Origin of the sequence: Aminiphilus circumscriptus DSM 16581, assembly GCF_000526375.1 — a bacterium.
Classification (GTDB): domain Bacteria; phylum Synergistota; class Synergistia; order Synergistales; family Aminiphilaceae; genus Aminiphilus; species Aminiphilus circumscriptus.
The window spans coordinates 362,728-388,011 of the sequence record NZ_JAFY01000007.1 but is presented as its reverse complement, the minus strand read 5'-3'; the positions used below and the strand labels follow the sequence as shown (position 1 = coordinate 388,011).

The window sequence follows — 25,284 nt, the reverse complement described above, 5'->3', positions numbered from 1 at the left end:
CCGACATTCCTCGTATTCACCTCACAAAGGGAAACACCACACGTGCTTCGGTTCGGGCGGAGGACACCGAGGACTATTCCTCCCGGCGACGGGGCGGCCTGCCACCGCCTCTGTTCTGTGAGCCTCTCCGGTCTCGATCACCGAAAGAGCGATTTCCGTCCGAGCGTCCTCCGGAGCGCTCCGGACGGTCCTCTCCGCTTCTCGGAGGACGCGTCGTCGCCACGGCGGCGATCTTCTCCTCCCGGTCCCGCTCCAGGGCGAGAAGATCCCCGAACCTGTTCTGCAAATCGAATTCCTCCGCCCGCTCGAGAAGCCTGCGGCGGCTCAGGTTTACCCGTCCCATGTCGTCGATCTCCTTGACGATGACGAGCACAGGGTCGCCGGGCTTAAGGATGTCGTCCACCTTGGGGACGTGATGCGTGCTCACCTCGCTCACGTGAAGCAATCCGTCCTTTCCTGGAAGCAGCTCCACGAAGGCTCCGAAGGCCATCATGCGGACCACTTTGCCCGCGAAGATCTCTCCCGGCTGCACTTCACGAATGAGATCGTTGATGAGGGAAAGCGCGTGGCGCGTCCCTTCCTCGGACACGGAGGCGATGAAGACCTTGCCGTCGTCCTGGATGTCGATCTTCGCCCCCGTCTGGGCCACGATGCTCCGGATGGTTTTTCCGCCGGGACCGATGATGTCACGAATCTTCTCCAGGTCCACCTGAATCGTGGTGATCCGGGGAGCAAAGGCCGAGAGCGAGTCTCTGGGCGTGGAAAGCACCTCGTCCATTTTTTCGAGGATGTGGAGCCGTCCCTCCTTTGCCTGTCCGAGGGCGGCTTCCAGAATCTCCCGGGTGATCCCTCCCGCTTTGTTGTCCATCTGCAGCGCCGTAATGCCATCGCGGGTTCCGGCGACCTTGAAGTCCATATCTCCGTAGTGATCTTCGAGCCCTTGAATATCCGTGAGGATCTCCACCTTGTCCCCTTCCTTGATGAGTCCCATGGCAACTCCGGCGCAGGCTTTCATAAAGGGAACACCCGCATCCATGAGGGAGAGGCTGCCACCGCAGACCGAGGCCATTGAGCTGGATCCGTTCGATTCGAGAATATCCGAGACGACGCGGACGATATAAGGAAATTTTTCCTCCTCGGGCATGAGCTGTTTGAGTGCCCGTTCCGCCAGCGCACCGTGCCCGATTTCACGCCTTCCCGGGCCGCGCATGGGGCGCACCTCTCCTACGGAATAAGGAGGGAAATTGTAGTGAAGCATGAAACGTTTTGAGGGCTCGTCGATCTTGAGTCCATCGAGAATCTGCTCGTCCTCACCCATCATACCCAGAGTCGTCACGGCAAGGCTTTGCGTCTCTCCCCTCGTGAACAGGGCGGAGCCGTGACAGCGAGGGAGGACTCCGACCTCGACGGAAATGGGACGTACATCACGCATGCCCCTGCCGTCGGAGCGGAAGCGCTCCTCGATGACGAGGGTGCGCATGGCCTTCTTCACCTGCTCTTCCACGGCACACTTGATATACCAGGCGCTGTCGGGAAAGGTCTCACTGAAGGCGTCGAGCGCTTTCTGCCGCGCCGCGGCGATTGCCTCACCCCGGGGCTTCTTCTCATGAATCCGAACGGCATTCCGGATATCCTCCCGAAGCGTCTCCTCCACAAAACGGTCGATCTCGGGGATACGCACCGGGTCGGGAATGACAATCTTCGGCTTGCCTATCTCCTCCCGCATCTTGAGCTGCGCGTCCACGATCTTGAGAATTTCCCGGTGCGCCAGTTCAAGAGCGTCCACCATGACCTCCTCGGGCAATTCCTTCGCCCCCGCCTCGACCATGGTGATACCCCCCGCATGCCCTGCCACGAGAAGATCCAGATCACTGCGGGGCATGTCCTGCTCCATGGGATTCACCACGAACTGTCCATCGATGCGCCCGATGCGTACGGCTCCGACAGGCCCCTCCCAGGGAATCTCGGAGATCGTCAACGCCGCGGAGGCGGCGTTCACCGCAAGGACGTTCGGTGGATTCACCTGATCCACGGAGAGGACCGTGGAGACCACGTGCACGTCGTAACGAAGGTTGTCGTCAAAAAGTGACCGGATGGAGCGGTCGATGACACGGCAACTCAGGATCGCCGTCTCCGAGGGACGCCCCTCGCGTTTGATGAACCCTCCGGGGATCTTCCCCGCCGAATAGTACCGCTCTTCGTAATCGACAAGGAGCGGGAAGAAATCGATGCCTGATCGGGGCGTTTCGGAGATGCACGCCGAAACGAGAACCACCGTCTCACCCTGTTTCGCCAGAATGGACCCGCTCGCCTGTTTCGCCAGTTTTCCGGTCTCGAAGGTGATGTTGCTTCCTCCGACCGTCACCTCAAAAGTTCTCATCATTCTTTTCGTTCCTCCCATTCTTCGACCTGTTCGTTTTCACCGCCAAGAAGCATAACACATGAAACACGAAAAACGAGAGCGGGGAAATCCCGCTCTCGTTCGTCCTTCGCTTCTCGGCCTCCGTCAGTGGCGGAGTCCCAACCTTTGGATCAACGCCTGATAGCGCCCGAAATCCCGACTCCGCAGATAGGCAAGAAGCTTACGACGCTTGCCGACCATCTTGAGAAGCCCTCTCCGGGAGTGAAAATCCTTGGAGTGCACTTTCATGTGCTCGGTCAACTCACGGATCCGGTGGGTAAGAATAGCCACCTGTACCTCCGTGGAACCCGTGTCCGATCCATGCATGGAGAACTCTTCAATGATCTGCTGCTTGACTTCCTTTTGAATCATCGCCATCACCTCTGGAATTTTTCCAAGGGCCCAGAAGGAGGACGTTTCCATCCCCCGAGCACCCGGTACAGCGGATCATATCACGCACGCGTTGGAAAGACAACGGTAATAGCGCCAACCAACCGTTCCGAATCCTCATCCGCTGGATGCACTGCAAAAAACGATCCTGAATCAGTAAATTCTGCACTCGACATTTCCCTTACCTCGTGCTTTAATAATACAATAAACCATAAAGGGAAGAAAGATAGAATCAGACTAAATGCTCTACGAGGGAGGTCCGATCCATCATGAAATTGCTTATTATCGAGGACAATCGAGATTTGGTTCAAGTGCTCGCAGAAGGATTCGCCGAACATGGATTCCGCGTGGAGGGAGCGAAGAACGGAGAAGAAGGACTGGCATTGCTCACGCAAAACGAATTTGACTGCGTCATTCTTGATGTCATGCTCCCCGGACGGGACGGTTTCGAGGTGGTCGAAAAAGTCCGCGAGGCAGGCAAGAAGGTTCCCGTGATCATGCTCACGGCAAAGGACGCCATTGAAGACCGAGTCGAGGGACTGAACAGAGGTGCCGACGACTATCTCGTCAAACCCTTCGACTTCCGAGAACTCGTTGCCCGCGTCAACGCCCTCATCCGGCGGAGTTCGGAACAACAGCGTCCCATCCTCAAGTGCGGCCCCCTCGTCCTCGACCCTGTAGCGAGAGAATGCCGTATCGACGGACAGCCTGTCCTGCTCCGCCGACGCGAGTTCGACATCCTGGAACTGCTCATGCGCAACGAAAACCAGGTTTTCAGCCGCGAACAGATCATCAACAAAGTCTGGCAGAAGGAATACGATGGAACCAGCAATGTGGTGGACGTCCATCTCAAATATCTTCGGGACCGTCTTCGCCCCTTCAATCTCGATGCCATGGTGGTCACGGTACGTGGCGTCGGCTACAAGGTGCACTGCCCCGAATTCGACATGTAGACCATTGTTCCCGAAGGCGTGTCCGCAGGCGCCACAGCAGCGGACACGCCTTTTTGCGTCGCCGCTTCTTTTGCATGCCCGCTCCGGAAAAACGGATCCCATCGCGAAGGAGCAATTTTCATGTTCGGAATTCTTTCCGGCAAAGGAGACCCTCTCGGATACATCCATGGCATTTCTCACCATGGTTCTCAACACCTCTTCCACCTACCTCCGCAATCGCCTTTTCTGTAAGGTGATTCTTCGCCTCAACGAAGCGCTTCATCAAAAAATTACCGCCTTGACGGCCATGGGACGTCGCCTTCAGGCTGACCAAGCGAAACTGGAGCAAAAGGTCCTCAAGAAAACGAAAGAGCTGGAGGAAAAGAACGCACGGCTCCAGGTGGAAATGAACACCAAGGGACGGATCGCCCGGGAATTCGAAGAAAGCGAACTCCACCGCCCCAGTCTTTTCGAACATGCACCCCTTTGGTGAAGGCACTCCTTGAAGTCCTGGAATGTCCTCACCTTCGTCCTGTTTACGCCTGCGAAACGAATCGAAAAAAGCGCCGGAGCCCGAACGCTCCGGCGCTTTTTTCGATTCGTCACCCTTCATCTATTCGGGAAGCCGCATGGAGACAAAGAATGTTCTTCCTTCTCTTTGCACCACAAGAACAATGGAACCCTTCACCCGTCCCAAAGCTCGTTTCCACGACGTGAGATCCTTCACGGCAGTCCCGTTCACCTCGAGAATCTGGTCTCCCGCTTTCAGTCCGAGACGTTCCGCAGGTGAACCACCTTCTACCTTGGTGATCACCACGCCCGCGTTTTCTTGAAGAGAATAACGCCTCCTCAACTCTTCCGTGACGGGGCTCACGTTCAACCCCAGCTTTCCCTCAAGGTCCGACGGTGCTTCTTCAGTGGCCTCTTCCGTTCCAGGAATCTCCTCAAGTTGGACGCGAATCGCCTCTGATTTTCCTTTGCGCACGACGTCGAGAACCACCGTGTCACCAGCGAGATGCCGCCTGATGCCGAAAACGAGATCCTGATGTGTTTTCACGGGAGTGCCGTCCACGGCAAGAATCACGTCGCCCCTGAGCAAACCGGCCTTCGCCGCTGGCGAATCAGCTTGAATATCCGCGACGAGAGCCCCCTCCGTTCCCTTGAGACCGTACGCTTCCGCAATTTCCGGGGTGATAGGCTGGACATAGACACCAAGCCATCCTCGCTTCACTTTTCCGAAACGAACAAGGTCATCCATGACTTGTTTCGCCATGTTGACGGGGATGGCAAAACCGATTCCCTGCGCGTAGGGAATGATCGCCGTATTGATGCCCACGACCTTTCCGTCGAGGTTCAGCAACGGGCCCCCGCTGTTTCCCGGATTGATGGCCGCATCCGTCTGCAGGAATCCCTGAAAGTTCACATCTCCGGCGTTCACGCTCCGGTTCTTGGCGGAGATGACACCCACCGTCACCGAATGTTCGAGGCCGAAGGGATTTCCAATGGCTACCACCCATTCGCCCACATCGATCCGGTCCGAGTCCCCCAGCTCGAGTACGGGAAAATTGTTCCCCTCGACTTTTATAACCGCAAGATCAAAGGTCGGATCGCGCCCTACGAGCTTCGCTTCCAATTCCCTTCCGTCGGACAGTGTCACCGTGATTTTGTCCGCCCTCTGAACCACGTGATTGTTGGTGAGAACATATCCATCCTTTGTAACCAGGAATCCGGAACCCTTGCCTCGCATAGGAACGGAACGGCTGAACCGTTCGAACTCCTCTCCGAAAAAGCGCCGGAAAAAGGGATCGTCCGCGAAAGGAAGGGGAATGGGAGAACGCTGGACTATCGTCTCCGTGTCGATGTTCACCACCGCTGGAGAAGCATCCCTGGCGATCTTCGCCACGGGATTGCCGCTGTAGACGTCCTGAGCCTCTCCGGAAAAAGGAACCAGCCCGAGAAGAAGTGCCGCAAACAAAACTGCAGAAACTATTCCGAATCCGTTTCCATGGCGTTTACCGATCATCTTCGGTCACCTCCATATGGGTTCAGGGAAAATGCACTCGTGGGTTCGTTCAGGGAAAATGTACTCGGCCGTGGCATTTTGGATATCGTGGGATTTACGGACCTCCACACACCCGAACTCTACGTATTTCGCTTCTGCGAAGGGAAAGCCCCTTTTTTCCGCGCCGCACCGTATCACCGTATCGAAAAAAAGCGCGCAGAGACATCAAAAATGCTTTTCGCTCCCACTCCTCCGAAAGAGCAGAGAATGCCCCAGCCAGAGGAATCCGAGCGTCGCCGCAACTGCCCCGAGAACCACCGCGGTGGACATCGCTTTCTCCAGGCTATCCTGGCGGAGCGAATCGAAAAGAACGCGGTAGAGACCATAGCCCATCATGAACAGGGGGCAAAGGACAGCACCCCTGACTCGTCGCGCCTTGAAGGAACCGAGCCACCGCTCCACGACAAAGAGGAGGCCGAGGAGAAGCAGGCCCAGAAATGCCTCGTAAAGCTGTGTTGGATGGCGCAGGATATCTGCCCTGTCGAAAGGAAAGCGGACTCCCAGAAAAGAGGTCGTGTGCCTCCCGAAACAGCAACCGTTCAGGAAACACCCCCACCGCCCGATGGCGATTGTGGCAGCCATGGGAAGGCTTGCCACCTCCGCGACGGGCCAGAGGGAACGCCCCTTGTGCCGGAGATATCCGAAAGTCGTGACGGCAGCGCCGAGCATGGCAGGAACGGCGGAGAGCCCACCTTCCCAGGGCGCGAAAGCGAGGAGCGGATTCGCCGAGAAATAGCTCCAGTTGTCGATGACGCCCCCGACACGTGCGCCCAGATACATTCCGCCCAACGCCCAGAGGAGAAGACGCGCCGCCTCCGGTTCTTCGTAGCCGAGGGCGTTCATCAGACGCGACTTGGTCCAGAGAACCGCCACACACAACGCAACGGTCCACAGCACATAGTAGCTGTGGACCGGAACGGAACCGATGGAGAAAAGAACGCGGTACATGCGTTCCTATTTTCTGTTACGGAAACGGTACGTCACCGTTCCGCGCGCCGCGGCGGCGCTCTTTTTGGGCCAAATCACGACCCGCCGCAGAGGCTCTTCTCCCACGGATCGGGTCTCCACGTCCGTACGGTCCTTCAATTCCACATGAATGAGACGCCGCTCCCAACTCGTCATGGGCTCGAGGGAAACGGGCCGTCGACGGGAAAGGGCATCTTCCGCCGCGGCAAGAGCAAGGGCGGCGAGCGCCTGCTGTCTTCGCTCCCGGTACCCCTCACTGTCGAGTTTGATCCACTGCCCCTGGAGTTCTTCACGGAGCATGAGATTGAGCACGTACTCGAGGGAGCGCATCGTCTCATTCGAGGCAAGGAGCAAATCCTTGTCGGGACCGGCGAGATCCATAACGCCATCCTCGCGCAATGTCGCTTCGAGATCGAGTCCCATCTTCGCCAGCAGTTTCCTCAGAGTGTTTCGAGCCAGGAAAAAGGAACGGTCAAAAGCCGGAACCACTTTGTAGGTCGTCCTTTTTCCCAGGAGTCCGAAAAAGCGTTTTTCCTCGTCCACCAATTCCACATGAAGATCTTCGGGTTCCAAATACCATTTCGCCGCGGCAGCCTCCAGCGCTTCCTCCGGAGAAGCCGCTTCAAGCACCAAGGACTCTCGTTCCGTCACGAGCGAACCTCCTTCCCCACACCCCTTCGGGAGGAAACTCCTCCTCCCGGACACGGGGACACGGACTTTCCCTTACTCGCCTTTTACTTTGACAGGTGGTTTCTCCTTGAACAGCGCGGGTTTCTCCTGCATCTCAATGTCGGTTCTCCTGTGGACCCACCACTGCTGCGCAACACCGATGAGTGAGGAAACCGCCCAGTAGAGCAGCACACCGCCGGGTAGGCTCAAACAGATGAACACCAGAAAGAGCGGCATGAACCAGTTCATGAACGCCATCTGCGGATTCGATGCACCCGTGAGCTGCTGTTGGAACCACGTGATATAGCCAATGAAGGCCATGAGAAGCACATTCCCCAAATAGAGCCCCACTTGAGAGAGGCCTCCCGGATTGGTTCCGATGGCGTTCACAATGGCCATGAGCCCCACCTCCGGATCCGTGATCCCGAGGGCGGAACCGAGAGCCCCGTACACGGATTTATCCAGATGGATACCGAGAAAGGAATAGCCAGTAAGATTCAAGTCCATAAGAACGCGGAACAGGAGAATCAGAATCGGGAGCTGCACGAGGAGGGGAAGACAACCCGCCGCGGGATTCACGTTGTTCTCCTTGTAGAGAGCCATGGTCTCCTTGTTCAGTCGTTCCTTGTCTCCCGCGAACTTTTCCTGAAGTACTTTGAGCCTGGGCTGGAGTTTCTGCATTTTCTGCATACTCACCAGTTGTTTGTGCGAGAGCGGATGCAGCAGAATTCGCACCACCACCGTCAAAAGGATGATGGCGATACCATAGGAATGGAACAGGTTGTAGAAGAAGTTCAAGATGCCGAGCAGCAGCGCGCCACCCGCATTCCACAGTGCACTCATCTTCGTTCACCGCCTCTGAAAAGCTGTTTCTTTAAAGCTGTTTCTTTCGTTTCTCGTCCGCTCGGGTCTTTACGCCGCGGATTTTCTCGGGAACGGGATCAAAACCCCCTGGGTTCCAGGGACCGCACCGCAAAAGACGTTTCACGCCGAGCCCGGTTCCGCGCAGAACGCCGAACCGGAGGATCGCCTCGAGCATATACTGGGAACAGGTGGGATAAAAACGGCAATTCGTTCCCAAAAAGGGAGAAAGACACCGCTGATAGAAGAGGATGGGAAGAACCGCCATCCTCGCCGGAAACGACGCGTCCCGGCGAGAGTGCGGGTTTCCGCCCGGCGAAGAGAAGGACATCTCCGCATCACCGCCGTTCTCCGGAACACTTTTCGCAAGAGTCCCGAGAAGACAACCGGAGCACTTTCCATTCCACCGGCATTCGGGAGACTCGCAGCAAGCCCTCCGCAAACAAAACCTGTCGCATGTCGTCGTAGACACGCGCAGCAGAATCGCCAAGGGCACTTTGACGAAGCATCGCCACAATCCAGAGTCCTTCCTTCGTCAGAGGAAGCAGGTGACGAAATGCCTCTCGGAGAACACGTTTACCCCTGCTCCGGCAAACCGCGCCGCCTTGCCGTTTGCCCACGGCGACGCCCACGCGGGTTATTCCGTCGGGGGCATCCACAAAGAACAACCGCACCAGCCTTCCCTGGATCTTTCGGCCGGTGCGGAAGACGAGGTCGAACTCCCATCCGCTTCGCAGGCGAAGCGATCGGGAAAAGGGAAACGCCACGCCCTTTACTAGACCGCCAACCGTGCGCGGCCCTTGCGCCTTCTGTTGCGAAGAATTCGACGACCGGCGGCGGAACGCGAACGTACCAGAAAACCCATGGCCCGCTTGCGCCGGGTATTGTGCGGTTGATATGTACGCTTCATGGGGACACCTCCTCGAACACATGCGGATGAAGGGAAAAAGCCGCTCTCTTCAGACAGCCGGATTACTATAGCACACCAGATTCACCGGAGCAACTGACAGTCCACAGATTCGGCACATGACCGCAATTCCTTCGCCCCGTTCCAAAGCAAACCGAAACACGCTACAAAACCGCTTCGGCAAAGGAATATACATCAAGAGCGAATCCGCACTCGCAAAGGTCGAACGACCACCCGGGGAAGCGCGTCGAGAATTTTCCAATCCTTCCTTTCCACCACTCGACCGTCGAGAATGACCACTCTCCCCCTGTCCGTGCGAGTCCGAATAAGGCGTCCCACGGCCTGCTTGAGGAGCAGCTTTGCCCAGGGAAGTGTCACATCCCGAAACGAGGAATTTCCCTCCAGGCGATTCCGCGCTTCTACAACGGGGTCATTCGGATGAGGGAAAGGAATGCGATCGATGATGACCTGAGTGAGACCGGAACCAGGAACGTCAATTCCCTCTCGAAAGGACACACTCCCCACCAGGACGGATGCAAGGTCTTCCCTGAATCGACGCAGCAATTCCCCCCTCGGCAGGCTTCCCTGAAGGAAAATGTCGTATCCCCTCTTTCGGGAGGTGAGCCGCTCTCCAACCGTCCTCAACAGACGCAGCGACGAGAGAAGGACAAGAGTACTCCCCCCGTTCTGTTCCACAAGCTTTTCGACGATTTCCGCCACCCTTTGGTCGTAACCAGGGTCGGGAACGGCCATCCCCGTTGAGATCACCCAGACTTCCATCTGCTCCCGCAAGGGAAAGGGGGATTCGAGAACGAGCGTATCGGTCGGCTCCAAGCCGGTTTCCCGCCTCCAGAAACGCAGATCCCCCGCCAGGGAAAGCGTCGCCGAGGCGACCACGACGGCGTGAGGAGCACAGCGTTCCACACCTTCGCGAATCTGCTCGGAACAGAGTGTGGGAGCGCTTTGCAAAGATGTCCCGTCCCACCAGTAGGCCCATTCGGGATAGTTTTCGACGGCGAGACACCAGGACAGCGCACCGAGGGCTTCCTTCAGCTCGTCCCGCCAGGCAGCCAAGGTAGCTCTCTCCTCCGATATTTCGTCGCCCTCCATGTCGTCAAGAAAGGCAAGCGGTCGCAACACGGCTGTCACGGCATGACATACTTTCCGTCCGGCCTGGACCAGCTGCGGATCGGCGGTGAAAAAGGTCTTCCCCGCTCCGTATCGAAAGGAAATGCTTCCGAAAAGAACTTCGATTTCTCTGTTGCATGTGCCGAGATGTCCAAGAACAGCTTCACCGTTTCGGCCACTTCGTGTCAGCGAGAAAAGCGCCGATGTGACGGCACGTCCTCCGAGAAGACGTCTCCATTCGTCGAGGCTCGTTGTACGGCTCGCGGCGGAACGGGCCGAATCGGTCATGCGATGCGCCTCATCACAGACGAGCAGATTGAAGGAAACGGGAAAGGGAACGCCAAGGCCGATGGTGTAGGCAAAAAAAAGATGGTAATTCGCGATGACAAGCCGGGCATCCTGGGCGAGACGGAACGCCCGAAGAACGAAACAACGCTCTCTTTCCGGACAACGAGCACCGAGACACCCCCTCTGCTGTGCCGCCGCCGCCGCAAATAGAGGATGTCCTCCGGGCAACCCGAGTTCGTCCAGTTCCCCCGTCTCCGTCCTCGAAAGCCAGTGCAGGAGTGTCTCCACTCCAACACCGGCGTCCCCATTGAAAGAGACGAATCCCTCCGGACCTCCAAGGTCAAAAGCTCGTCGTCTGCAGACATATCTGCCCCGCCCCTTGAGCACCACGAAAGGAACAGAAAAACCGAGCACGCGGAAGAGGGAGGGGAGATCCTTGTCCCGGAGTTGCTCCTGCAGCGGAATTCCCGCCGTGAGGAACAGAATGCGCGCGTCTCTTTTCTGTGCCCAGAGCAGAGCCGGAACGAGAAGAGCAAAACTCTTGCCTATCCCTGTAGGAGCTTCTGCAGCGAGGATGCCGCCCTCGGAGCTTTCACAGAGATCCCATACCCGCCTTGCGAGGTCCTCCTGCCCCGGCCGCACCTCGTAGTCGGGAAAGGTCTTCGCGAAAGGCCCCTCGGGGCCGAATATCGCCTGCATGTCCGTGTTCATCCCATGAACGCCCCTCACCCAGTTCTCCGTCGCCCCGTCCGAAAAAAAATCCCCGTCAAAATCCGACGCGGGACGCATAATCATAGCACATCTTCGGAAAACATCACTCCGGGAGTTGCCCAAGGAGCATTCAGCATGTTAGAATGGCCTCTGCTCATGACGAAGGAGGTGACAGCATTGCCGAACAAGAAATCCGCCGAAAAGCGAGTGCGTATCGCCGAGCGAAACCGGCTTTACAACCGCTACTGGACAAGTCGTTGCAAGACTGCGGGAAAGCGCGTTCTCGAGGCCGTTCAGAGCGGGAACGACGAACTTGCCCAGAGCAGGCTCAATGAAGCCCAGTCCATTCTGGACAAAGCGGTGGTCAAGGGTGTTCTCCACAAGAATACCGCTTCCCGCCGCAAGGCGAACCTCACCAAGCTCGTCAAATCCCTCGCCACGGGCAAGTAACGTTTGTTGCACCGCTTGCGGAAAACACAAACAGAGGACGCCCCTCCGAGGGACGTCCTTTTTTGATGCCATCGCACCCCCATCCGCCCGGGGTTACTTCATCGCACCCAGAACAATGAGTTCCAGGTCGTTCCATCCGGCACCCCGACCCCATTTCTCCCGGCAGGAGAGGGCGGCTGTCTCGGCCACAACATGTTTCAGCGTCTCCGGCGTATAACGCGAGGCCGCCTCTTCGGCGAGTTTGCGCTGGTAAGGCCGTAATCCGAGCGCCCGCACCACTTCCTCATGGAGGGTTCCTTTCATCAACGACAGATACATGGCTCCACGAACCCTGTTGTAGAACGCCGTTACCGCAGCGAGCACCTCGTCTCGTCTGCGCAGGGTTCCAAGTGCATCCAGAACGGCACGTCGATCCTTCCGGCAGAATCCGTCGAGAAAATCCAGAAGTGCCTTGCGTCCCTCGTCCACGGAAAGCGCCCTCACGAGATCGCCGCTCACCTGCTCACCTCCGGAGGCGATGCCGAGTTTTTTGATCTCGCTCCGTAATTCCTCCGGATCCTCGAACCACTCTCCGAGAAGAACCCCCGCCTCCCGCCCCAGGCGCACCTTCTCCTCCGAGGCGATGCTCTCTATCCAACGGCGCCTCGCCTCTCCCCAACGGGGCGGTTCCACCGCCTCCCGCAGGGAAAGACGGGGAAGAAGTCCCTTGGAAAAGTACTTCTTGCAGTCACCACCGTAAACGGCCACAAGGATCGTTTCCGCGTCTTCCGGTTCGAGAAAGCGTTCGAGTGCCTCCGGAAAAGGCCCGAGGTTCTCAGCGGATTCAATAACGGTGACAGAGGCGACCATAAAAAGCGTTCTCGTCCGCTGGACGGCGAAAAGATCATGCCAGGACATCTCCGCATCGGCTTCGACACGCCGTCCTGTTTCGTATCCTTTCGCCGTGAAGGTTTGAAGGAGTTCGGACAGCAAACGCCGCTGGGAAGACCCGGCGGCGTTCACCACGAACAGATGGGGCATTATTTTTTCACCACCACGTTCACCAGCTTGTTCGGAACCACGATCACCTTGAGGATCTCCTTGCCCAAGAACCGTTCCTGCGCCTGAGGAGTTTCCAGAATTCTTTCCCGAAGCTCCTCCGCGGAGAGTCCCGCGGGAATTTCGAAACGATCCCGGAGCTTGCCGTTTTCCTGGAGCACCACCGTCACCTGGTCCTCCACCAGTGCCTCTTCATCCGCCTCCGGCCAGGGCGTTTCGGCGAGACAGGGAGTATTGCCCAGCATACTCCAGAGTTCTTCGCAGAAATGGGGCGTAAAGGGCGACAGAACCGTCAGGAGCGTCTCCACTCCCTCCCGGAAAAGAGTGCGTCCCCGTTCGTCCCGTGCGGAAAAGGCTCCCAATGCGTTTGCCAGCTCCATGATACGCGCCACCGCCGTATTGAACTGCATTTCCTCCTGGATGTCCTTGGAAACCCGGTAGGTCGTGCGATGGATGATTCGCTTGAGATCCCGCAGTTCCCTCTCTTCGAGATCGGACATGGGGATTCGCTGCCTCCGGGCATTGCGCAGCAGGGGCAGACTCTCTTCCACGAGCCGCCACACCCTGTTGAGGAAACGGTGCGCTCCTTCCACTCCCTGATCGGACCAGTCGAGATCCCTTTCCGGAGGCGAGGCGAAAAGGATGAACAGACGCGCCGTGTCCGCTCCATAGCGGGAAATGATCTCGTCGGGATCGACTACGTTCCCCTTGGACTTGGACATCTTGGCGCCGTCCTTGATGACCATGCCCTGCGTGAGCAGGTTCTGAAAAGGTTCGCGCACCGAAATATACCCGAGGTCCGCCAGAACCTTGGTGAAGAATCGGGCATAAATGAGATGCAGACAGGCATGCTCGATACCGCCGATATACTGATCCACGTTCATCCAGTAGGCGGCATCCTCCTTCAGAAAGGGAGCCTCCTGCGTCCAGGGAGAGGTGTACCGCAGAAAATACCAGGAGGAACAGATGAAGGTGTCCATGGTGTCCGTCTCGCGCCGGGCGGGACCGCCGCATTTCGGACAGGTGGTGTTCACCCAGGAATCCGTCACGGGGAGAGGGCTCCGTCCTCCTTCGAGAAGCTGCACCTCCATGGGAAGTTCCACGGGAAGCTGTTCCTCCGGGATGGGAACGATACCGCAGTCGTCGCAGTAGACCACCGGAATGGGAGCCCCCCAGAAGCGCTGCCGCGAAATGAGCCAGTCCCGGATACGGAAGTTCACTTCCCGGACGCCGTATCCCTGCTCCTCCGCCCAGGCAGCCATGCGGGGAATCGCCTCCTGCGAGGGCATTCCGTCGAAAAATCCCGAATTGCACTGGATCCCAGGCTCTTCGAAGGCCTTGGGCATGGTGTTTCCGTCAAGCTTCGTTCCGTCCGCGGGAGCGATGACGACGCGAATGGGAATGCCGAACTTGCGGGCAAAATCGAAGTCGCGCTGGTCGTGGGCGGGAACGCCCATGATGGCCCCGGTGCCGTATTCCATGAGGATATAGTTCGCAATGTACAGAGGCACCTCTTCGCCGTTCACGGGATTGACCGCCGAATACCCCGTGAAGATGCCCTTCTTCTCTCCTCCCACAGCCGTCCGGTCGATCTCGCTCTCGGCAGTGACTTCCCGAACAAAGGAGCGCAATTTCTCCGCTTGAGGAGAGCGCGCGATGATTTTTTCCACCAGGGGATGCTCCGGCGCCAGGGCAAGAAAGGTCACGCCGAAGATGGTATCGAATCTGGTGGTAAACGTCTCCAGCTCTTCGCCGAATTCCGGAACGGAAAACGCGAGACGCACACCCTCGGATCGGCCGATCCAGTTCTCCTGCATGACACGTACTCTCTCAGGCCACCCGGGAAGCTCTTTAAGTGAGTCGAGCAACTCCTGGGCATAGTCGGTGATGCGCAGGAACCACTGCTCGAGGGCGCGCTTCGTCACCGGCGTGTGGCAACGCCAGCAATGCCCTCCGTCAATCACCTGTTCGTTGGCGAGAACAGTTTTGCAGTCGGAACACCAGTTCACCGGTGCATGCTTCCGATAGGCGAGCCCCTTCTTGAAGAACTGGAGGAAAAGCCACTGCGTCCACCGGTAATAGTTGGGATTGCAGCTCTCCACCCGACGACGCCAGTCGTAGCTGCAGCCCATCCGCTTGAGCTGGTCCGTCATGTGCTCGATATTCTGCCACGTCCACTGATGGGGGTGTACGCCGTACTTGATGGCGGCATTCTCCGCGGGAAGCCCGAAGGCATCGAATCCCATGGGATGCAGCACATTGAATCCCTTCATCCAGAGGAACCGGGCCAACAGATCCCCGATGGAATAGTTCCGAAGATGCCCCATGTGCAGCGCACCGCTCGGGTAGGGGAACATCTCCAGACAATAGAACTTGGGCTTGCCCGGATCCCGTTCCACGTGAAAGACGCCCTTCTCTTCCCAGTACTGTTGCCACTTCTTTTCAACGGTCGGAAAATCGTATCCCATTCTGTCGCGACCTCCTCGCCCGCCTCGGCGGGCGGAAAATTCCCTTCTGACCCGGAACGACGCACAACACATCCCCCGGGCACCTTCCGAAAAACCGGGCTTCAAGGCGGACCTTTTTTCGAGGTACACCTCCGACGATCGGCAAACGCGCACCATTATGCCACGACGCGGAGAGAACCGCAAAGCCGTCCCATCGCGCCTCGTTCTCTCCACGTCCCTCGCTCTTCTCGACTCCTCACGCCTGCGCCGGAAACAACGTCCACGGCGGGACGCATCGGGTATCGAGGCAGACGCGCCCTCTCGCCCGCCTCGCGTCAGGAATTACCCTAGTGCCCTTCACCCGAAGCGCGAGTCTCCTGCTCCTTCGCTTCCGAAAAAAGATGCCGTTCAAGAAAAGGTTTCACCAGGTCGATCGGAAGCGGGAAGATGGTCGTGGAATTCTTCTCGCTCGCAACCTCCCGAAGCGTCTGAAGATACCGGAGCTGAAGCGTCACCGGAGATTTCTCCATGAGATGCGCCGCCTCGGTGAGCCGTTCCGCCGCCTGGAACTCGCCCTCGGCATTGATGACCTTGGCCCGGCGCTCCCGCTCGGCCTCGGCCTGCCTGGCCATGGCGCGTTTCATTCCCTCCGGAAGCTCCAACTCCTTCACTTCCACGGCGCTCACCTTGATCCCCCAGGGATCGGTTCTTTCATCGATGATCTGCTGCAGTTCCTGATTGATCTTGTCCCTCGCGGAAAGCACTTCGTCCAGTTCCGCCCTTCCGATGACAGATCGGAGCGTGGTCTGGGAAAGCTGGCTGGTGGCCATGATGTAGTTCTCCACTTCGACCATGGAGCGGGAGGGATCCATGACGCGAAAATAGACCACGGCATTCACCTTGATGGGAACGTTGTCCCTCGTAATGACCTCCTGAACGGGAACATCCAAGGTCACGACCCGAAGATCCACGCGGAGTACCCGGTCCACGAAGGGAATCACGAGTACCAGTCCGGGCCCCTTTGCGGCGATGAGGCGCCCGAGGCGAAAAACCACCGCTCTCTGGTACTCCGGAACAACTTTCACGGCAGAGACGAAAAGGATCACCAGAATGAACAACCCTCCGAGGCTGCTCCCCGCACCGATCAGCATCTCCAGTATTTCCCGGATCATGAACGATCCCCCTCCTTCTTTTCCTCTTTCGCTACAGTGCGGACGACAAGGGTGAGTCCCTCCGCACGCACCACCTCCACCCTGGAGCCAACGGAAAGATTCTCGCCGGACTCGGTCCGGGCACGCCAGAATTCACCGTGACAACGGATCATTCCTTCCGGCACAAGAGCCTGAACGACCTCTCCGACGGCACCCACGAGCCCCTCCTTTCCCGAGGTGGCCCGCTTCCGAAGAGAACGAACCACAAGCCACGCCGCGAGGACGAAGAACACCGCAAGGGCGAGGACAGCGCCGACCATCATCTCGTAGGAGAAACGCATCAGTTCCCCCCCCGGAGCGCGAAAGAGCACAAGCCCTCCTACAAGGAGCGCCGCGGCGCCGAAGACGCTCAAAATACCCACCCCCCCAACGAGCACATCCGTCACCAATACCGCGATGCCCGCAAGCAGGAGCACGATACCCGCCCAGTTGAAGGGGAGCATGCGGAGGCCGAAGGCACCGAGGAGCACCATCACCGCACCGGAGACGCCGAGAACGAACCCTCCCGGTGAGAGCACTTCGAAGACAACAGCCAGAATTCCTCCCAACAGCAGGAGATACGCCACATCCGGCCTGGAAATGAGTTCGAGCAGGCGGAGGGATTCCGACACAGGAAGCTCCGTCACTGCAACATCCCGGAGAAGTATCTGCCTGTTCTTGCCCTGAACGATGACGATCCGCCCGTCCACCGAGGCCAGAAGCGTCTCCAGGTCGGAGGTGACGACATCGACCACACCAGCATCCAGCGCTTCTTTCGCGGTGAGGGAGAGGCTCTCCGTGACCATCTTCGCTGCCAGTTCGGCGTTGCGGTCCCGTTCTCCCGCGAGGGAACGCATCTGCGCCGCCAGATCGTTCGTGATCTTTCGGTTCAGCTCCTTGCTTTCCACATCACGTCCGGAGGCCATGACAGGATGGGCCGCACCCATGGTCGTTCCCTCCGACATGGCCGCAACGTGGGCGGCCTGAACGAGAAAGGCCCCCGCCGAGGCAGCCCTGGCTCCCTTGGGAGCGACCCAGACAACCACGGGGAAAGGTGCGTTCAGGATGTTCTGCACCATGCCACGCATGGAGGTGACAAGCCCTCCCGGCGTGTCGAGTTCGATCACGAGGAGGGATGCCTCTTGCAGCTTCGCCTTGGAGAGCACCTCTTCCAGGTGTTGTTCCATGGCGATGCCGATGCTCCCTTTTATGGAGGAGACCACAACTCTGTCCGCCCCGAAGACCTCCGTGCTCCCCCACAGAAAGAACGACGCGAGGAGGAGCACACGGAACACCCCCAAGAAGAGACGCTCCGCCCTCCGGCACACGGAAACGTTCTCCTTCCTCACGGCAGAACAGCACGCAGTGTTTCCGTCAAAGACCCCACGCGCACCACCTCCATCTCGCACTCCAGATCCTTCGCTTCGCGTCGGCTCACCAGGGCTCGCGTAAACCCCAGGCGCGCCGCCTCGCGGAGACGCCCCGCAACCCGACCACAGGGGCGCACTTCGCCGGCGAGTCCCACTTCTCCCAGAAAACAGCAGCGCCCCTCCAAAGCCCTGTCCAGCATGGACGACGCCAAGGCCGCACAGAGCGCCAGGTCCGCCGCGGGATCCCGGATCTGCAACCCTCCCGCCACGTTCACGAACACGTCGGAATTCCTCGAGGAAAGGCCGCAGCGCTTTTCGAGCACCGCCAGGAGAAGCTGCGCCCGATTGAGTTCCACTCCTCGGGTGGTCCGTTTCGGATAGGGGTACGGGGTCTGGCACGCCAGAGCCTGCACTTCCGCGACGAAAGGACGGGTTCCCTCCAGGACAACCGTCCTGGCGACACCGGAGACGTCGTCCTGCAGGCCGCTCCAGAAGACGCGCCCCGGGTCCGCAACGGGAAGAAGCCCTTTCTGGGCCATCTCGAACACGCCCAATTCGTCCGTTGCGCCGAAACGATTCTTCGAGGCCCGAAGCAGCCTGTGGGACGATGCGTGTTCCCCGGAAAAAGAGAGAACCGTGTCCACCATGTGCTCCAGCAGTTTCGGCCCCGCGATCTGGCCATCCTTGGTCACGTGCCCCACAAGCACCAGAGGCACGTTCGTCCCTTTAGCCGCGTCGATGCAGGACTGGGCCACCGCACGGATCTGCGTCGGCGTACCCGGCCAAGTCTCCACCTCGGCGGAACGCATGGACTGTACGCTGTCCACCACCACGAGAGCGTACTGTTCCACCCCATCGAGAAACAGGGACGGATCGTCCGATGCGACCAGCTCCATTTCCTCCGACACCGCTCCAAGACGCCTCGCCCGCTCCGCAACCTGAGACAGGGATTCTTCTCCCGAAACATAAAGAACCCGTTTCCCCGCCTCCGCCATAGCGCCGCAGATCTGCAACAGCAGCGTTGACTTGCCTATTCCAGGCTCTCCGGCAAGGAGGGTCACGCCTCCGGGCATCCATCCTCCGCCGAGAACCCGGTCCATTTCGTCCAGACCCGAAGAAATCCGTCCTCCCGACGACACGTCCCGCAGCAGCACCGCCCCCGCCTGACTCTTGCGCAAAATGCCCGAGCCATCCCTCCGGGGAACACGAAGCGATGTTCCGCTTCCCGGGATCCGTTCTCTCTCGAAACTCCCCCAGGCGCCGCACCGGGAACAACGCCCCAACAGCGACAGGGCCACATGTCCGCAGGCGGAGCAGACATATCTTGCCTCTTCTTTCCTCGCCATACCCGTCTCTCCTCGCCGAAAAATGCGCCGACCGCACAAGAAACCCCTTCGCTTTTTCTTCAACCGCTCTTTTCGAGAGTCTACCTTTCAAAAGAGAAGCTGTCGAGAGAAGAAGGCCTTTACAGAGCCCTGCCCCCGTGGTATCATGCCCGAGTCTTGCGAGCCTACCATTGCATTTGTTCATCTTAATAAAGGAGGAGCCATGAACTATCTCAAGAATGTTTCCCCATCGAATGAACCGATTCTCTCCGCCGCGAGGCAAAGCACCGCCGCCATCGTCCAGGCGGTACGCCAACGCGGCTGGTCGGCGGTCCAGGAGTTTTCCGCCAGATACGACGGTTTCTCGGGCCCCTTCCGCATTCCCAGGGAACGAGCCGTCGAGGCCATCTCGGCCATGTCTCCGCATGTGCGCACCGCACTGGAAACTGCCGTGAACAATGTACGCACCTTCCACCGCCTGCAGCGTGACCTCTTCCGGAACTGCACCTGGGAGATCGCCCCCGGCGTTAGCGCGGGACTGCGCTTCCTTCCCGTGGAAAACGTCGCGGTGTACGTTCCGGGTGGACGCTACCCTCTTCCCAGCACCGCCGTCATGGGCATCGTTGCAGCTCAGGAGGCGGGAGTTTCCCGCATTGCCGTTCTTTCTCCGCCCCGTGGTCCCGAAGGCATCCACCCCGTGGTTCTGGGAACTCTCGGTCTCCTCGGGATCGAGGAGATCTGGGCGCTGGGAGGGGCCCAGGGCGTTGCCGCCCTCGCCCTTGGAACAAGTCCTGTGGCAAAGGTGGATATGATCGTCGGACCCGGAAATGTGTATGTCACAGAGGCCAAACGTCTTCTCTTCGGCGAGGTGGGCATCGACGGATTGGCCGGTCCAAGTGAGGTCCTCGTGGTGGCGGATGAAACGGCCTCCCCTGATCTGATCGCCGCGGATCTTCTCGCCCAGGCGGAACACGATCCCCTGGCCCGAAGCATTCTCCTCACTCTTGATGAAAAAACGGCTTTGGCTTCTCTGGCGGCGACGGAACGGCTTCTCGGGGAACTTCCGGAGGAAAACGCCCGCATCGCCCGGGAATCCTGGAGCACGGGAGGTGTCGTCGCAGTGTGCACACTGGAGGAAGCGGCAGCCTTCGCGAACCGTCTCGCGCCGGAACATCTGGAACTCGCCCTCGCCGATCCGGAGAGCGCCCTTCCACTCTTTACCGCCTACGGAGCGGTCTTCCTCGGTCACTTCAGCGCCGAGGCCTTCGGCGACTATGTGGCGGGAACAAACCACATCCTCCCCACGGAAGGCCGGGCACGCTTCGGCGGCGGCCTCTGGACGGGGACTTTCCTCAGGCCCCTGCAACAGCTTCGTCTTTCCAGGGAAGGAGCGGAAGCACTCGCGGAGGCGGGAAACGCCCTGGCGACCGCGGAAGGACTTGCCGCCCACGCCCTTGCCATGACAAAGCGGGGAATCCCCTCATGAACCGTATTCCCAAGGGATGCCGCAACGTCGGAGGACCGCTGGCGGAAGCCATGACCCAGAGTCGCGAAGCCGTTCTGGGGACGCTTACCCAATACGGCTACCGCCCTCTCTGGCCCTCGGGACTGCAGCTTTCCGAAGTCGTTTGGGATCGTCTGGCCCCTCATTTCCGGAATCGCCTGCTGGGGCTCAATTCACCCTTCGGTGAGCCCTGTGTGCTCCGGGGAGATCTCACCCTCGCCGCTGTCGCCCATCTCGCCACGCATTACGCACCCCACGAACGCCCTCTGAGGCTCTGCTACGCCGACCGGGTATATCGTATTCCCGGACCTTCGGACACGGAGCTGGAACAGTTCCAGGTTGGGGCGGAACTCCTCGGATGGGAGGGAACGGGAGCGGACATCGAAGTCCTCTCGCTGCTTCTCCGGGCATTGGGGCGGGCGGGCATCACCGCCCCCACGCTGGTGCTCGGCGACGTGACGATCTTCTCGGCCATCTTCGACGGCGTGGACCCGCACCTCGCCAGGGCACTCACGGCGGCACTCCAGGAGGATTCCTACGCGGCTTACTACGACATGCTCGGTCATCACCCGCTGACGCCGGAAAAAAGACGCCTTCTCGAGGAATTTCCGCGTCTGAAGGGAAAACCCGACCAGGTCTTCCCCAAAGCGGCGGATCTGCTCGGATCGGACAGGCCGACGGAAGCGCTCCAAAGCATCGTCCGCTCTCTCGGGCATCTCGGCTTCGGAGAGCTCCTTCAGGTGGACCTCGCTCTCTTTCGTGAACTGGGCTATTACAGCGGTCCCGTCTTCGAGGTCTACCTCTCGAACAGGGGACGGGCACTCGGAGGCGGCGGGCGCTACGACGGTCTTCTTGCCCGCTACGGACTGGTCGGGCAGGCTCTGGGCTTTGCGCTGGATCTGGAGGCCCTCGCAAAAGCGTCGGGAATCCGCAGGAACACCCCCGTTCCGGTCATGCTCTGGGGGCGGGAATGCGAACCCGAGGAAGCATTGCGCCTCGGAGAGGAACTGCTCTCCCGGGGAGCGCGGGTGGAGATGAGCTGGCACGATGTGCAGGCGTTTTCACGGGAACTTGCGCGACTCCGGGGCTACACCTGGTGGATCGACGCCTCGCGGCGCACCGTCTCCCAGGTGGGCGCCGCGGGTGACATCCCCCTCGATCTGTGGATGGAGGAGACGTTCCCATGCTGACCATCGCCCTGCCCACGGGGCGGGTTCAGGAGGACGCCATCGTTCTGCTGCAGGAACTCGGCCTTCCCACGGAAAAACTGCGTTCTCCCGGACGATCGCTCGTCATCTCCGAGGAATCCGTGCGCTACATTCTCGCCAAGCCCATGGATGTCCCGCTCTACGCCCATCACGGCGTGGCCGATCTGGCCTTCGCCGGAAGCGACGTGCTCTGGGAAACCAGCGCATCTCTGGTTCTTCTCGCCGACACGGGCATGGGACGCTGCCGTCTCGTCGTGGCGGGCCCTCCGGAAATGGCGGACCGTTTCCTCGCCCACGAGAGCAACATCATGGACATCCGGGTGGCCACCAAGTATCCGCGCATCGCGGACGCACACTTTTCCTCCCGGGGCGTCCAGGTGAACATCCTGCATTTGAACGGCTCCATCGAACTGGCACCGCGCCTCGGACTCGCCGACTGCATTCTGGACATCGTGCAGTCGGGCAACACGCTCAAGGCAAACCATCTCACGGTCCTGGAGGACGTGGCTCCGGTCTCTTTGCATCTCGTCGCCAGTCGCAAGAGCGCCCATCTTCAGTGGGACCTCATCGGCGACCTGGTGAAACGATTCCAGGAGAGAAAGGCGGGAAGAAGTCATGACTCGGCGTGAGCGACGCTCCCGGGAGACGGAAATCGCTCTTTCCCTCTCCCTTGAACCCGGCACCGGCGCCATCGACGTGCCCTGCGGCTTCCTCGGCCACATGCTGGAACTCCTCGCCCATCATGCAGGGTGGACGCTCGCCGTGACCGCCCGTGGAGATCTGCAGGTGGACGCTCATCACCTCACGGAGGATCTCGGCATCACTTTGGGGCAGGCGCTCCTCGAGGAACTCCGGAACGGAACCGGGCGGACCCGATACGGCTGGTGCGCCCTCCCCATGGACGGGACTCTGGTTCTCGTCGCGGTTGACCTGAGTGGCAGATCCCACCTCGGATGGGATGCGCCCTTCCCCTCTCCCCGGTGCGGGGATTTCGACACGGAACTCGTGGAGGAATTCTGGAGGGGGTTCTGTCGTGAAGCACGCACTACGCTCCACGTGCGCGCCCTCGCGGTTGACAATGCCCACCACCTGGCGGAAGCGGTCTTCAAGGGTGTCGGCAGAGCACTCCGACAGGCTCTCGTTCCAACGGAGGAACCGGGAAGCACGAAAGGGATCTGGCTATGACGGAAGAATCCGCGCCACTCCGCTGCGGCGTCATCAATTACGGTGCGGGAAACCTCGGCAACCTCCACCGGGCCCTCGTCCGCCTGCGTCTGCCGTCCCGGATCCTTTCCTCCCCGGGCGAACTACGTCCGGACGACACGGATATTCTGATTCTTCCGGGCGTCGGAGCTTTTCCTCCCGCCATGGAACTGCTCCGGAGAAAGGGATGGGAAAAGGCACTGCGCCGATGGGTCGATGCGGAACGGCCGCTTCTGGGGATCTGTCTCGGCATGCAACTTCTCTGCGAGGCGAGCATGGAGGACGGAAACACTTCCGGACTCGGTTTCCTTTCCGGTGTCGTCCATCCCCTCGAAGGTGTCTCCAAGGTGCCTCACATGGGATGGAACAGCATCACCTGGCTTCCCGGCAAAGAGAACATGCACGCTCTCGTACCGTCGGGCAGTTTCTTCTACTTCGTCCACAGCTTCGCGCTGCGGGAAAGTGCCCATGCGGCGGCAACGACCCGGCTGGACGACCTTCAGTTCCCTTCGGTCGTTCTCGGCGGGCGCGTCGCGGGATGCCAGTTTCATCCCGAGCGAAGCGGCCTCGAAGGTGTGGCGTTTCTGGGACGTCTGCTCGCCTTTCTCCGTCACGGCGTCTCCGCTCCCGGGGCGGGGAACATTTCCGCGAGGACGAACAACGCTTCCAAACACGGATCAACCGGACAAGGAGGCCCGACATGATCGTCTATCCGGCCATCGATCTCTACGGACACAAGGTGGTACGTCTCACCAAGGGGGATTTCAGCCGCCGAAGTGAGTACGGCGACGACCCGCTGGGTACGGCGGCATCCTTCGCCGAGGCGGGAGCGACATGGCTTCACGTGGTGGATCTCGAGGGGGCTCGGAGAGGTGCACCGGTTCATCTGGACCTGCTTCCGGACCTGGCGGCACTCGGGCTCTCCGTGCAGTACGGAGGCGGACTTCGGCGCCCCGAGGATATCGCCGCCACGCTCGACGCCGGAGCTTCCCGAGCTATGGTGGGGAGTCTTCTCGCGAAGGATGAGGAAACCGCCCGCCGTTGCCGGGAGGAATTCGGAAATCGTCTCTTGCCTACAGTGGACGTGAAGGGCGAATGGGTGGCCGTGTCCGGCTGGACCAGGACGAGCACCCTCACTCCGGAGGTGCTCCTGCGGCGCCTCCTCGACCTGGGATACGAGGAATTTCTCGTCACCGCCGTGGACAGAGACGGCACCGGCGAAGGCCCGGATCTCCCGCTCTACCAGCGGCTGCTGCGTCTCTGTCCCGAAGCTCGTCTCATTGCCGCGGGGGGCATCTGGTCGGAACGGCACGTCCATCTTCTGGACGAGGCAGGCTTGACGGGAGCCGTGGTAGGCAAGGCACTCTACGAAGGCGAGTTCGATCTTGCCACGGCGCTGCAACGGTGGCGCCTATGCTGACATCCCGAGTGATCCCCTGCCTGGACGTGAAGAACGGCAGGGTGGTGAAGGGCGTCAATTTCGTCGATCTCCGCGATGCGGGAGACCCTGCGACGCTCGCGGCCCTGTACATGGAAGAGGGAGCGGACGAACTCGTCTTCCTCGACATCTCCGCTTCGACGGAACGGCGCAAGACCATGCGCGACTGGGTCACCGCCGTTGCAGACCGTCTCTCCATTCCCTTCACCGTGGGGGGAGGCATTTCCACGCCGGAGGATGCGGTGGAGATCATCGGCCTCGGTGCGGACAAGGTCTCCGTCAACACCGCCGCGGTGCGCACTCCGGATCTCCTCACCGCCTGCGCGCGCGTCCTCGGAAGACAAGCGGTGGTTCTCGCCGTGGATGTCCGAAAAAAGGGCGACTCCTGGGAAGTGTACGTGGAGGGTGGCAGGACCGCCACCGGCATGGATTGCCTCGACTGGATCCGGGAAGGCGCACGGCTCGGGGCAGGAGAAATTCTCCTCACTTCCATGGACCGTGACGGCACCACCGCTGGATACGACACGGAACTGCTCGCCGCCGTGACCCGAGCCGTGCGGGTTCCCGTCATCGCCTCGGGAGGCGCCGGCACGACGGAACATCTGGCCGAAGCTCTCGCGGCGGGAGCCGATGCGGTGCTCGCCGCGTCGATCTTTCACTACGGACATCTCCGCATCTCCCAAGTGAAGGAAGCACTCCGGCGGAAAGGATTTGCCGTGAGGCTGGAGAACGACGGAGCATTTGTCTGAACGGGAACACTGATGGGTCGGGAAGCTTCTGGCGTTCCTCTCAAAGT

General features: G+C 59.8%; 25 protein-coding genes. 10 read left to right on the top strand and 15 right to left on the bottom strand.

Features of this window, described 5'->3' with window-relative positions; translation table 11 throughout:
• Positions 1–73 precede the first annotated feature (73 nt).
• Complete coding sequence (locus tag K349_RS0112590) at positions 74–2,383, bottom strand: polyribonucleotide nucleotidyltransferase (protein WP_029166137.1); 2,310 nt, start codon at positions 2,381–2,383, stop codon at positions 74–76.
• 123 nt (positions 2,384–2,506) lie between these two features.
• The gene (gene rpsO / locus K349_RS0112585; protein ID WP_029166136.1) at positions 2,507–2,773 is read right to left on the bottom strand and encodes a 30S ribosomal protein S15; all 267 of its coding nucleotides are present in this window, start codon (positions 2,771–2,773) and stop codon (positions 2,507–2,509) included.
• A gap of 287 nt (positions 2,774–3,060) precedes the next feature.
• Here rpsO and K349_RS0112580 point away from each other — a divergent pair, with 287 nt between their 5' ends.
• Both K349_RS0112580 and K349_RS0112575 read left to right on the top strand, forming a co-directional pair.
• A complete protein-coding gene (locus tag K349_RS0112580) occupies positions 3,061–3,744 on the top strand; it encodes a response regulator transcription factor (protein ID WP_029166135.1) in 684 nt (227 codons plus the stop codon).
• 166 nt (positions 3,745–3,910) lie between these two features.
• Positions 3,911–4,216, top strand: coding sequence for a clusterin-associated protein 1 (locus K349_RS0112575; protein WP_157367390.1), 306 nt, complete (start codon positions 3,911–3,913; stop codon positions 4,214–4,216).
• A 120-nt stretch (positions 4,217–4,336) separates the two neighbouring features.
• Here K349_RS0112575 and K349_RS0112570 read toward each other — a convergent pair whose 3' ends face one another.
• From K349_RS0112570 to K349_RS0112540, 8 genes are all read right to left on the bottom strand, one after another.
• Entirely contained in the window at positions 4,337–5,746 is a 1,410-nt protein-coding gene (locus K349_RS0112570) for a Do family serine endopeptidase (protein ID WP_029166133.1), read from the bottom strand.
• Between the two features lie 204 nt (positions 5,747–5,950).
• On the bottom strand, positions 5,951–6,733 hold the full coding sequence (lgt, locus tag K349_RS0112565; RefSeq protein WP_029166132.1) for a prolipoprotein diacylglyceryl transferase: 783 nt from the start codon (positions 6,731–6,733) through the stop codon (positions 5,951–5,953).
• A gap of 6 nt (positions 6,734–6,739) precedes the next feature.
• The gene (locus K349_RS0112560; protein ID WP_029166131.1) at positions 6,740–7,402 is read right to left on the bottom strand and encodes a Jag family protein; all 663 of its coding nucleotides are present in this window, start codon (positions 7,400–7,402) and stop codon (positions 6,740–6,742) included.
• A 72-nt stretch (positions 7,403–7,474) separates the two neighbouring features.
• On the bottom strand, positions 7,475–8,263 hold the full coding sequence (locus K349_RS0112555; RefSeq protein WP_029166130.1) for a YidC/Oxa1 family membrane protein insertase: 789 nt from the start codon (positions 8,261–8,263) through the stop codon (positions 7,475–7,477).
• Between the two features lie 31 nt (positions 8,264–8,294).
• Positions 8,295–8,549 carry a membrane protein insertion efficiency factor YidD gene (yidD, locus tag K349_RS17210; protein ID WP_051464425.1) on the bottom strand — a complete coding sequence of 85 codons (255 nt, stop codon included), beginning with the start codon at positions 8,547–8,549 and terminating at the stop codon, positions 8,295–8,297.
• Between the two features lie 70 nt (positions 8,550–8,619).
• Entirely contained in the window at positions 8,620–9,048 is a 429-nt protein-coding gene (gene rnpA / locus K349_RS0112545) for a ribonuclease P protein component (RefSeq protein ID WP_029166128.1), read from the bottom strand.
• Positions 9,049–9,056: 8 nt separating this feature from the next.
• Positions 9,057–9,191, bottom strand: a complete 135-nt coding sequence (gene rpmH, locus K349_RS18850) for a 50S ribosomal protein L34 (protein ID WP_084460272.1) — start codon at positions 9,189–9,191, stop codon at positions 9,057–9,059.
• Between the two features lie 192 nt (positions 9,192–9,383).
• The gene (locus K349_RS0112540; RefSeq protein ID WP_034266056.1) at positions 9,384–11,303 is read right to left on the bottom strand and encodes an ATP-dependent DNA helicase; all 1,920 of its coding nucleotides are present in this window, start codon (positions 11,301–11,303) and stop codon (positions 9,384–9,386) included.
• 189 nt (positions 11,304–11,492) lie between these two features.
• Here K349_RS0112540 and rpsT point away from each other — a divergent pair, with 189 nt between their 5' ends.
• Positions 11,493–11,765, top strand: a complete 273-nt coding sequence (rpsT, locus tag K349_RS0112535; protein WP_029166126.1) for a 30S ribosomal protein S20 — start codon at positions 11,493–11,495, stop codon at positions 11,763–11,765.
• Between the two features lie 93 nt (positions 11,766–11,858).
• Here rpsT and K349_RS0112530 read toward each other — a convergent pair whose 3' ends face one another.
• The 5 genes from K349_RS0112530 to radA form a co-directional block, all read right to left on the bottom strand.
• The gene (locus K349_RS0112530) at positions 11,859–12,785 is read right to left on the bottom strand and encodes a DNA polymerase III subunit delta (RefSeq protein WP_029166125.1); all 927 of its coding nucleotides are present in this window, start codon (positions 12,783–12,785) and stop codon (positions 11,859–11,861) included.
• The gene (gene leuS / locus K349_RS0112525) at positions 12,785–15,271 is read right to left on the bottom strand and encodes a leucine--tRNA ligase (protein ID WP_029166124.1); all 2,487 of its coding nucleotides are present in this window, start codon (positions 15,269–15,271) and stop codon (positions 12,785–12,787) included. Before leuS ends, K349_RS0112530 begins: the two co-directional genes overlap by 1 nt.
• Positions 15,272–15,597: 326 nt before the next feature.
• Positions 15,598–16,422 (bottom strand): slipin family protein, encoded by an 825-nt coding sequence (locus tag K349_RS0112520; protein WP_029166123.1) that lies wholly within the window; start codon positions 16,420–16,422, stop codon positions 15,598–15,600.
• Positions 16,419–17,768, bottom strand: coding sequence for an NfeD family protein (locus tag K349_RS0112515; RefSeq protein ID WP_084460446.1), 1,350 nt, complete (start codon positions 17,766–17,768; stop codon positions 16,419–16,421). The genes K349_RS0112520 and K349_RS0112515 overlap by 4 nt, the downstream gene beginning before the upstream one ends.
• A 17-nt stretch (positions 17,769–17,785) precedes the next feature.
• Entirely contained in the window at positions 17,786–19,156 is a 1,371-nt protein-coding gene (radA, locus tag K349_RS0112510; RefSeq protein WP_029166121.1) for a DNA repair protein RadA, read from the bottom strand.
• A gap of 202 nt (positions 19,157–19,358) precedes the next feature.
• Here radA and hisD point away from each other — a divergent pair, with 202 nt between their 5' ends.
• Genes hisD through hisF form a run of 7 tightly spaced genes read left to right on the top strand, consistent with a single transcriptional unit; the run spans position 19,359 to position 25,237 of the window.
• The gene (gene hisD, locus K349_RS0112505; protein ID WP_029166120.1) at positions 19,359–20,621 is read left to right on the top strand and encodes a histidinol dehydrogenase; all 1,263 of its coding nucleotides are present in this window, start codon (positions 19,359–19,361) and stop codon (positions 20,619–20,621) included.
• Entirely contained in the window at positions 20,618–21,829 is a 1,212-nt protein-coding gene (locus tag K349_RS0112500) for an ATP phosphoribosyltransferase regulatory subunit (RefSeq protein WP_029166119.1), read from the top strand. Before hisD ends, K349_RS0112500 begins: the two co-directional genes overlap by 4 nt.
• Entirely contained in the window at positions 21,823–22,476 is a 654-nt protein-coding gene (gene hisG / locus K349_RS0112495; protein ID WP_029166118.1) for an ATP phosphoribosyltransferase, read from the top strand. Before K349_RS0112500 ends, hisG begins: the two co-directional genes overlap by 7 nt.
• Positions 22,463–23,032 (top strand): imidazoleglycerol-phosphate dehydratase, encoded by a 570-nt coding sequence (locus tag K349_RS0112490; protein WP_029166117.1) that lies wholly within the window; start codon positions 22,463–22,465, stop codon positions 23,030–23,032. Before hisG ends, K349_RS0112490 begins: the two co-directional genes overlap by 14 nt.
• A complete protein-coding gene (gene hisH, locus K349_RS0112485) occupies positions 23,029–23,754 on the top strand; it encodes an imidazole glycerol phosphate synthase subunit HisH (RefSeq protein ID WP_029166116.1) in 726 nt (241 codons plus the stop codon). Before K349_RS0112490 ends, hisH begins: the two co-directional genes overlap by 4 nt.
• Positions 23,751–24,470 carry a 1-(5-phosphoribosyl)-5-[(5-phosphoribosylamino)methylideneamino]imidazole-4-carboxamide isomerase gene (locus K349_RS0112480; RefSeq protein ID WP_029166115.1) on the top strand — a complete coding sequence of 240 codons (720 nt, stop codon included), beginning with the start codon at positions 23,751–23,753 and terminating at the stop codon, positions 24,468–24,470. Before hisH ends, K349_RS0112480 begins: the two co-directional genes overlap by 4 nt.
• Positions 24,464–25,237 (top strand): imidazole glycerol phosphate synthase subunit HisF, encoded by a 774-nt coding sequence (hisF, locus tag K349_RS0112475; RefSeq protein ID WP_029166114.1) that lies wholly within the window; start codon positions 24,464–24,466, stop codon positions 25,235–25,237. The genes K349_RS0112480 and hisF overlap by 7 nt, the downstream gene beginning before the upstream one ends.
• The last annotated feature ends 47 nt before the right edge of the window (positions 25,238–25,284 follow it).

Excerpts from the sequence above, each read along its gene's own strand:
- K349_RS0112590 (WP_029166137.1), bottom strand. The coding sequence starts at position 2,383 with ATGATGAGAACTTTTGAGGTGACGGTCGGAGGAAGCAACATCACCTTC.
- rpsO (WP_029166136.1), bottom strand. The coding sequence starts at position 2,773 with ATGATTCAAAAGGAAGTCAAGCAGCAGATCATTGAAGAGTTCTCCATG.
- K349_RS0112580 (WP_029166135.1), top strand. The coding sequence starts at position 3,061 with ATGAAATTGCTTATTATCGAGGACAATCGAGATTTGGTTCAAGTGCTC.
- K349_RS0112575 (WP_157367390.1), top strand. The coding sequence starts at position 3,911 with ATGGCATTTCTCACCATGGTTCTCAACACCTCTTCCACCTACCTCCGC.
- K349_RS0112570 (WP_029166133.1), bottom strand. The coding sequence starts at position 5,746 with ATGATCGGTAAACGCCATGGAAACGGATTCGGAATAGTTTCTGCAGTT.
- lgt (WP_029166132.1), bottom strand. The coding sequence starts at position 6,733 with ATGTACCGCGTTCTTTTCTCCATCGGTTCCGTTCCGGTCCACAGCTAC.
- K349_RS0112555 (WP_029166130.1), bottom strand. The coding sequence starts at position 8,263 with ATGAGTGCACTGTGGAATGCGGGTGGCGCGCTGCTGCTCGGCATCTTG.
- yidD (WP_051464425.1), bottom strand. The coding sequence starts at position 8,549 with ATGGCGGTTCTTCCCATCCTCTTCTATCAGCGGTGTCTTTCTCCCTTT.
- rpmH (WP_084460272.1), bottom strand. The coding sequence starts at position 9,191 with ATGAAGCGTACATATCAACCGCACAATACCCGGCGCAAGCGGGCCATG.
- K349_RS0112540 (WP_034266056.1), bottom strand. The coding sequence starts at position 11,303 with ATGCAGGCGATATTCGGCCCCGAGGGGCCTTTCGCGAAGACCTTTCCC.
- K349_RS0112530 (WP_029166125.1), bottom strand. The coding sequence starts at position 12,785 with ATGCCCCATCTGTTCGTGGTGAACGCCGCCGGGTCTTCCCAGCGGCGT.
- leuS (WP_029166124.1), bottom strand. The coding sequence starts at position 15,271 with ATGGGATACGATTTTCCGACCGTTGAAAAGAAGTGGCAACAGTACTGG.
- K349_RS0112520 (WP_029166123.1), bottom strand. The coding sequence starts at position 16,422 with ATGATCCGGGAAATACTGGAGATGCTGATCGGTGCGGGGAGCAGCCTC.
- radA (WP_029166121.1), bottom strand. The coding sequence starts at position 19,156 with ATGGCGAGGAAAGAAGAGGCAAGATATGTCTGCTCCGCCTGCGGACAT.
- hisD (WP_029166120.1), top strand. The coding sequence starts at position 19,359 with ATGAACTATCTCAAGAATGTTTCCCCATCGAATGAACCGATTCTCTCC.
- K349_RS0112500 (WP_029166119.1), top strand. The coding sequence starts at position 20,618 with ATGAACCGTATTCCCAAGGGATGCCGCAACGTCGGAGGACCGCTGGCG.
- hisG (WP_029166118.1), top strand. The coding sequence starts at position 21,823 with ATGCTGACCATCGCCCTGCCCACGGGGCGGGTTCAGGAGGACGCCATC.
- K349_RS0112490 (WP_029166117.1), top strand. The coding sequence starts at position 22,463 with ATGACTCGGCGTGAGCGACGCTCCCGGGAGACGGAAATCGCTCTTTCC.
- hisH (WP_029166116.1), top strand. The coding sequence starts at position 23,029 with ATGACGGAAGAATCCGCGCCACTCCGCTGCGGCGTCATCAATTACGGT.
- K349_RS0112480 (WP_029166115.1), top strand. The coding sequence starts at position 23,751 with ATGATCGTCTATCCGGCCATCGATCTCTACGGACACAAGGTGGTACGT.
- hisF (WP_029166114.1), top strand. The coding sequence starts at position 24,464 with ATGCTGACATCCCGAGTGATCCCCTGCCTGGACGTGAAGAACGGCAGG.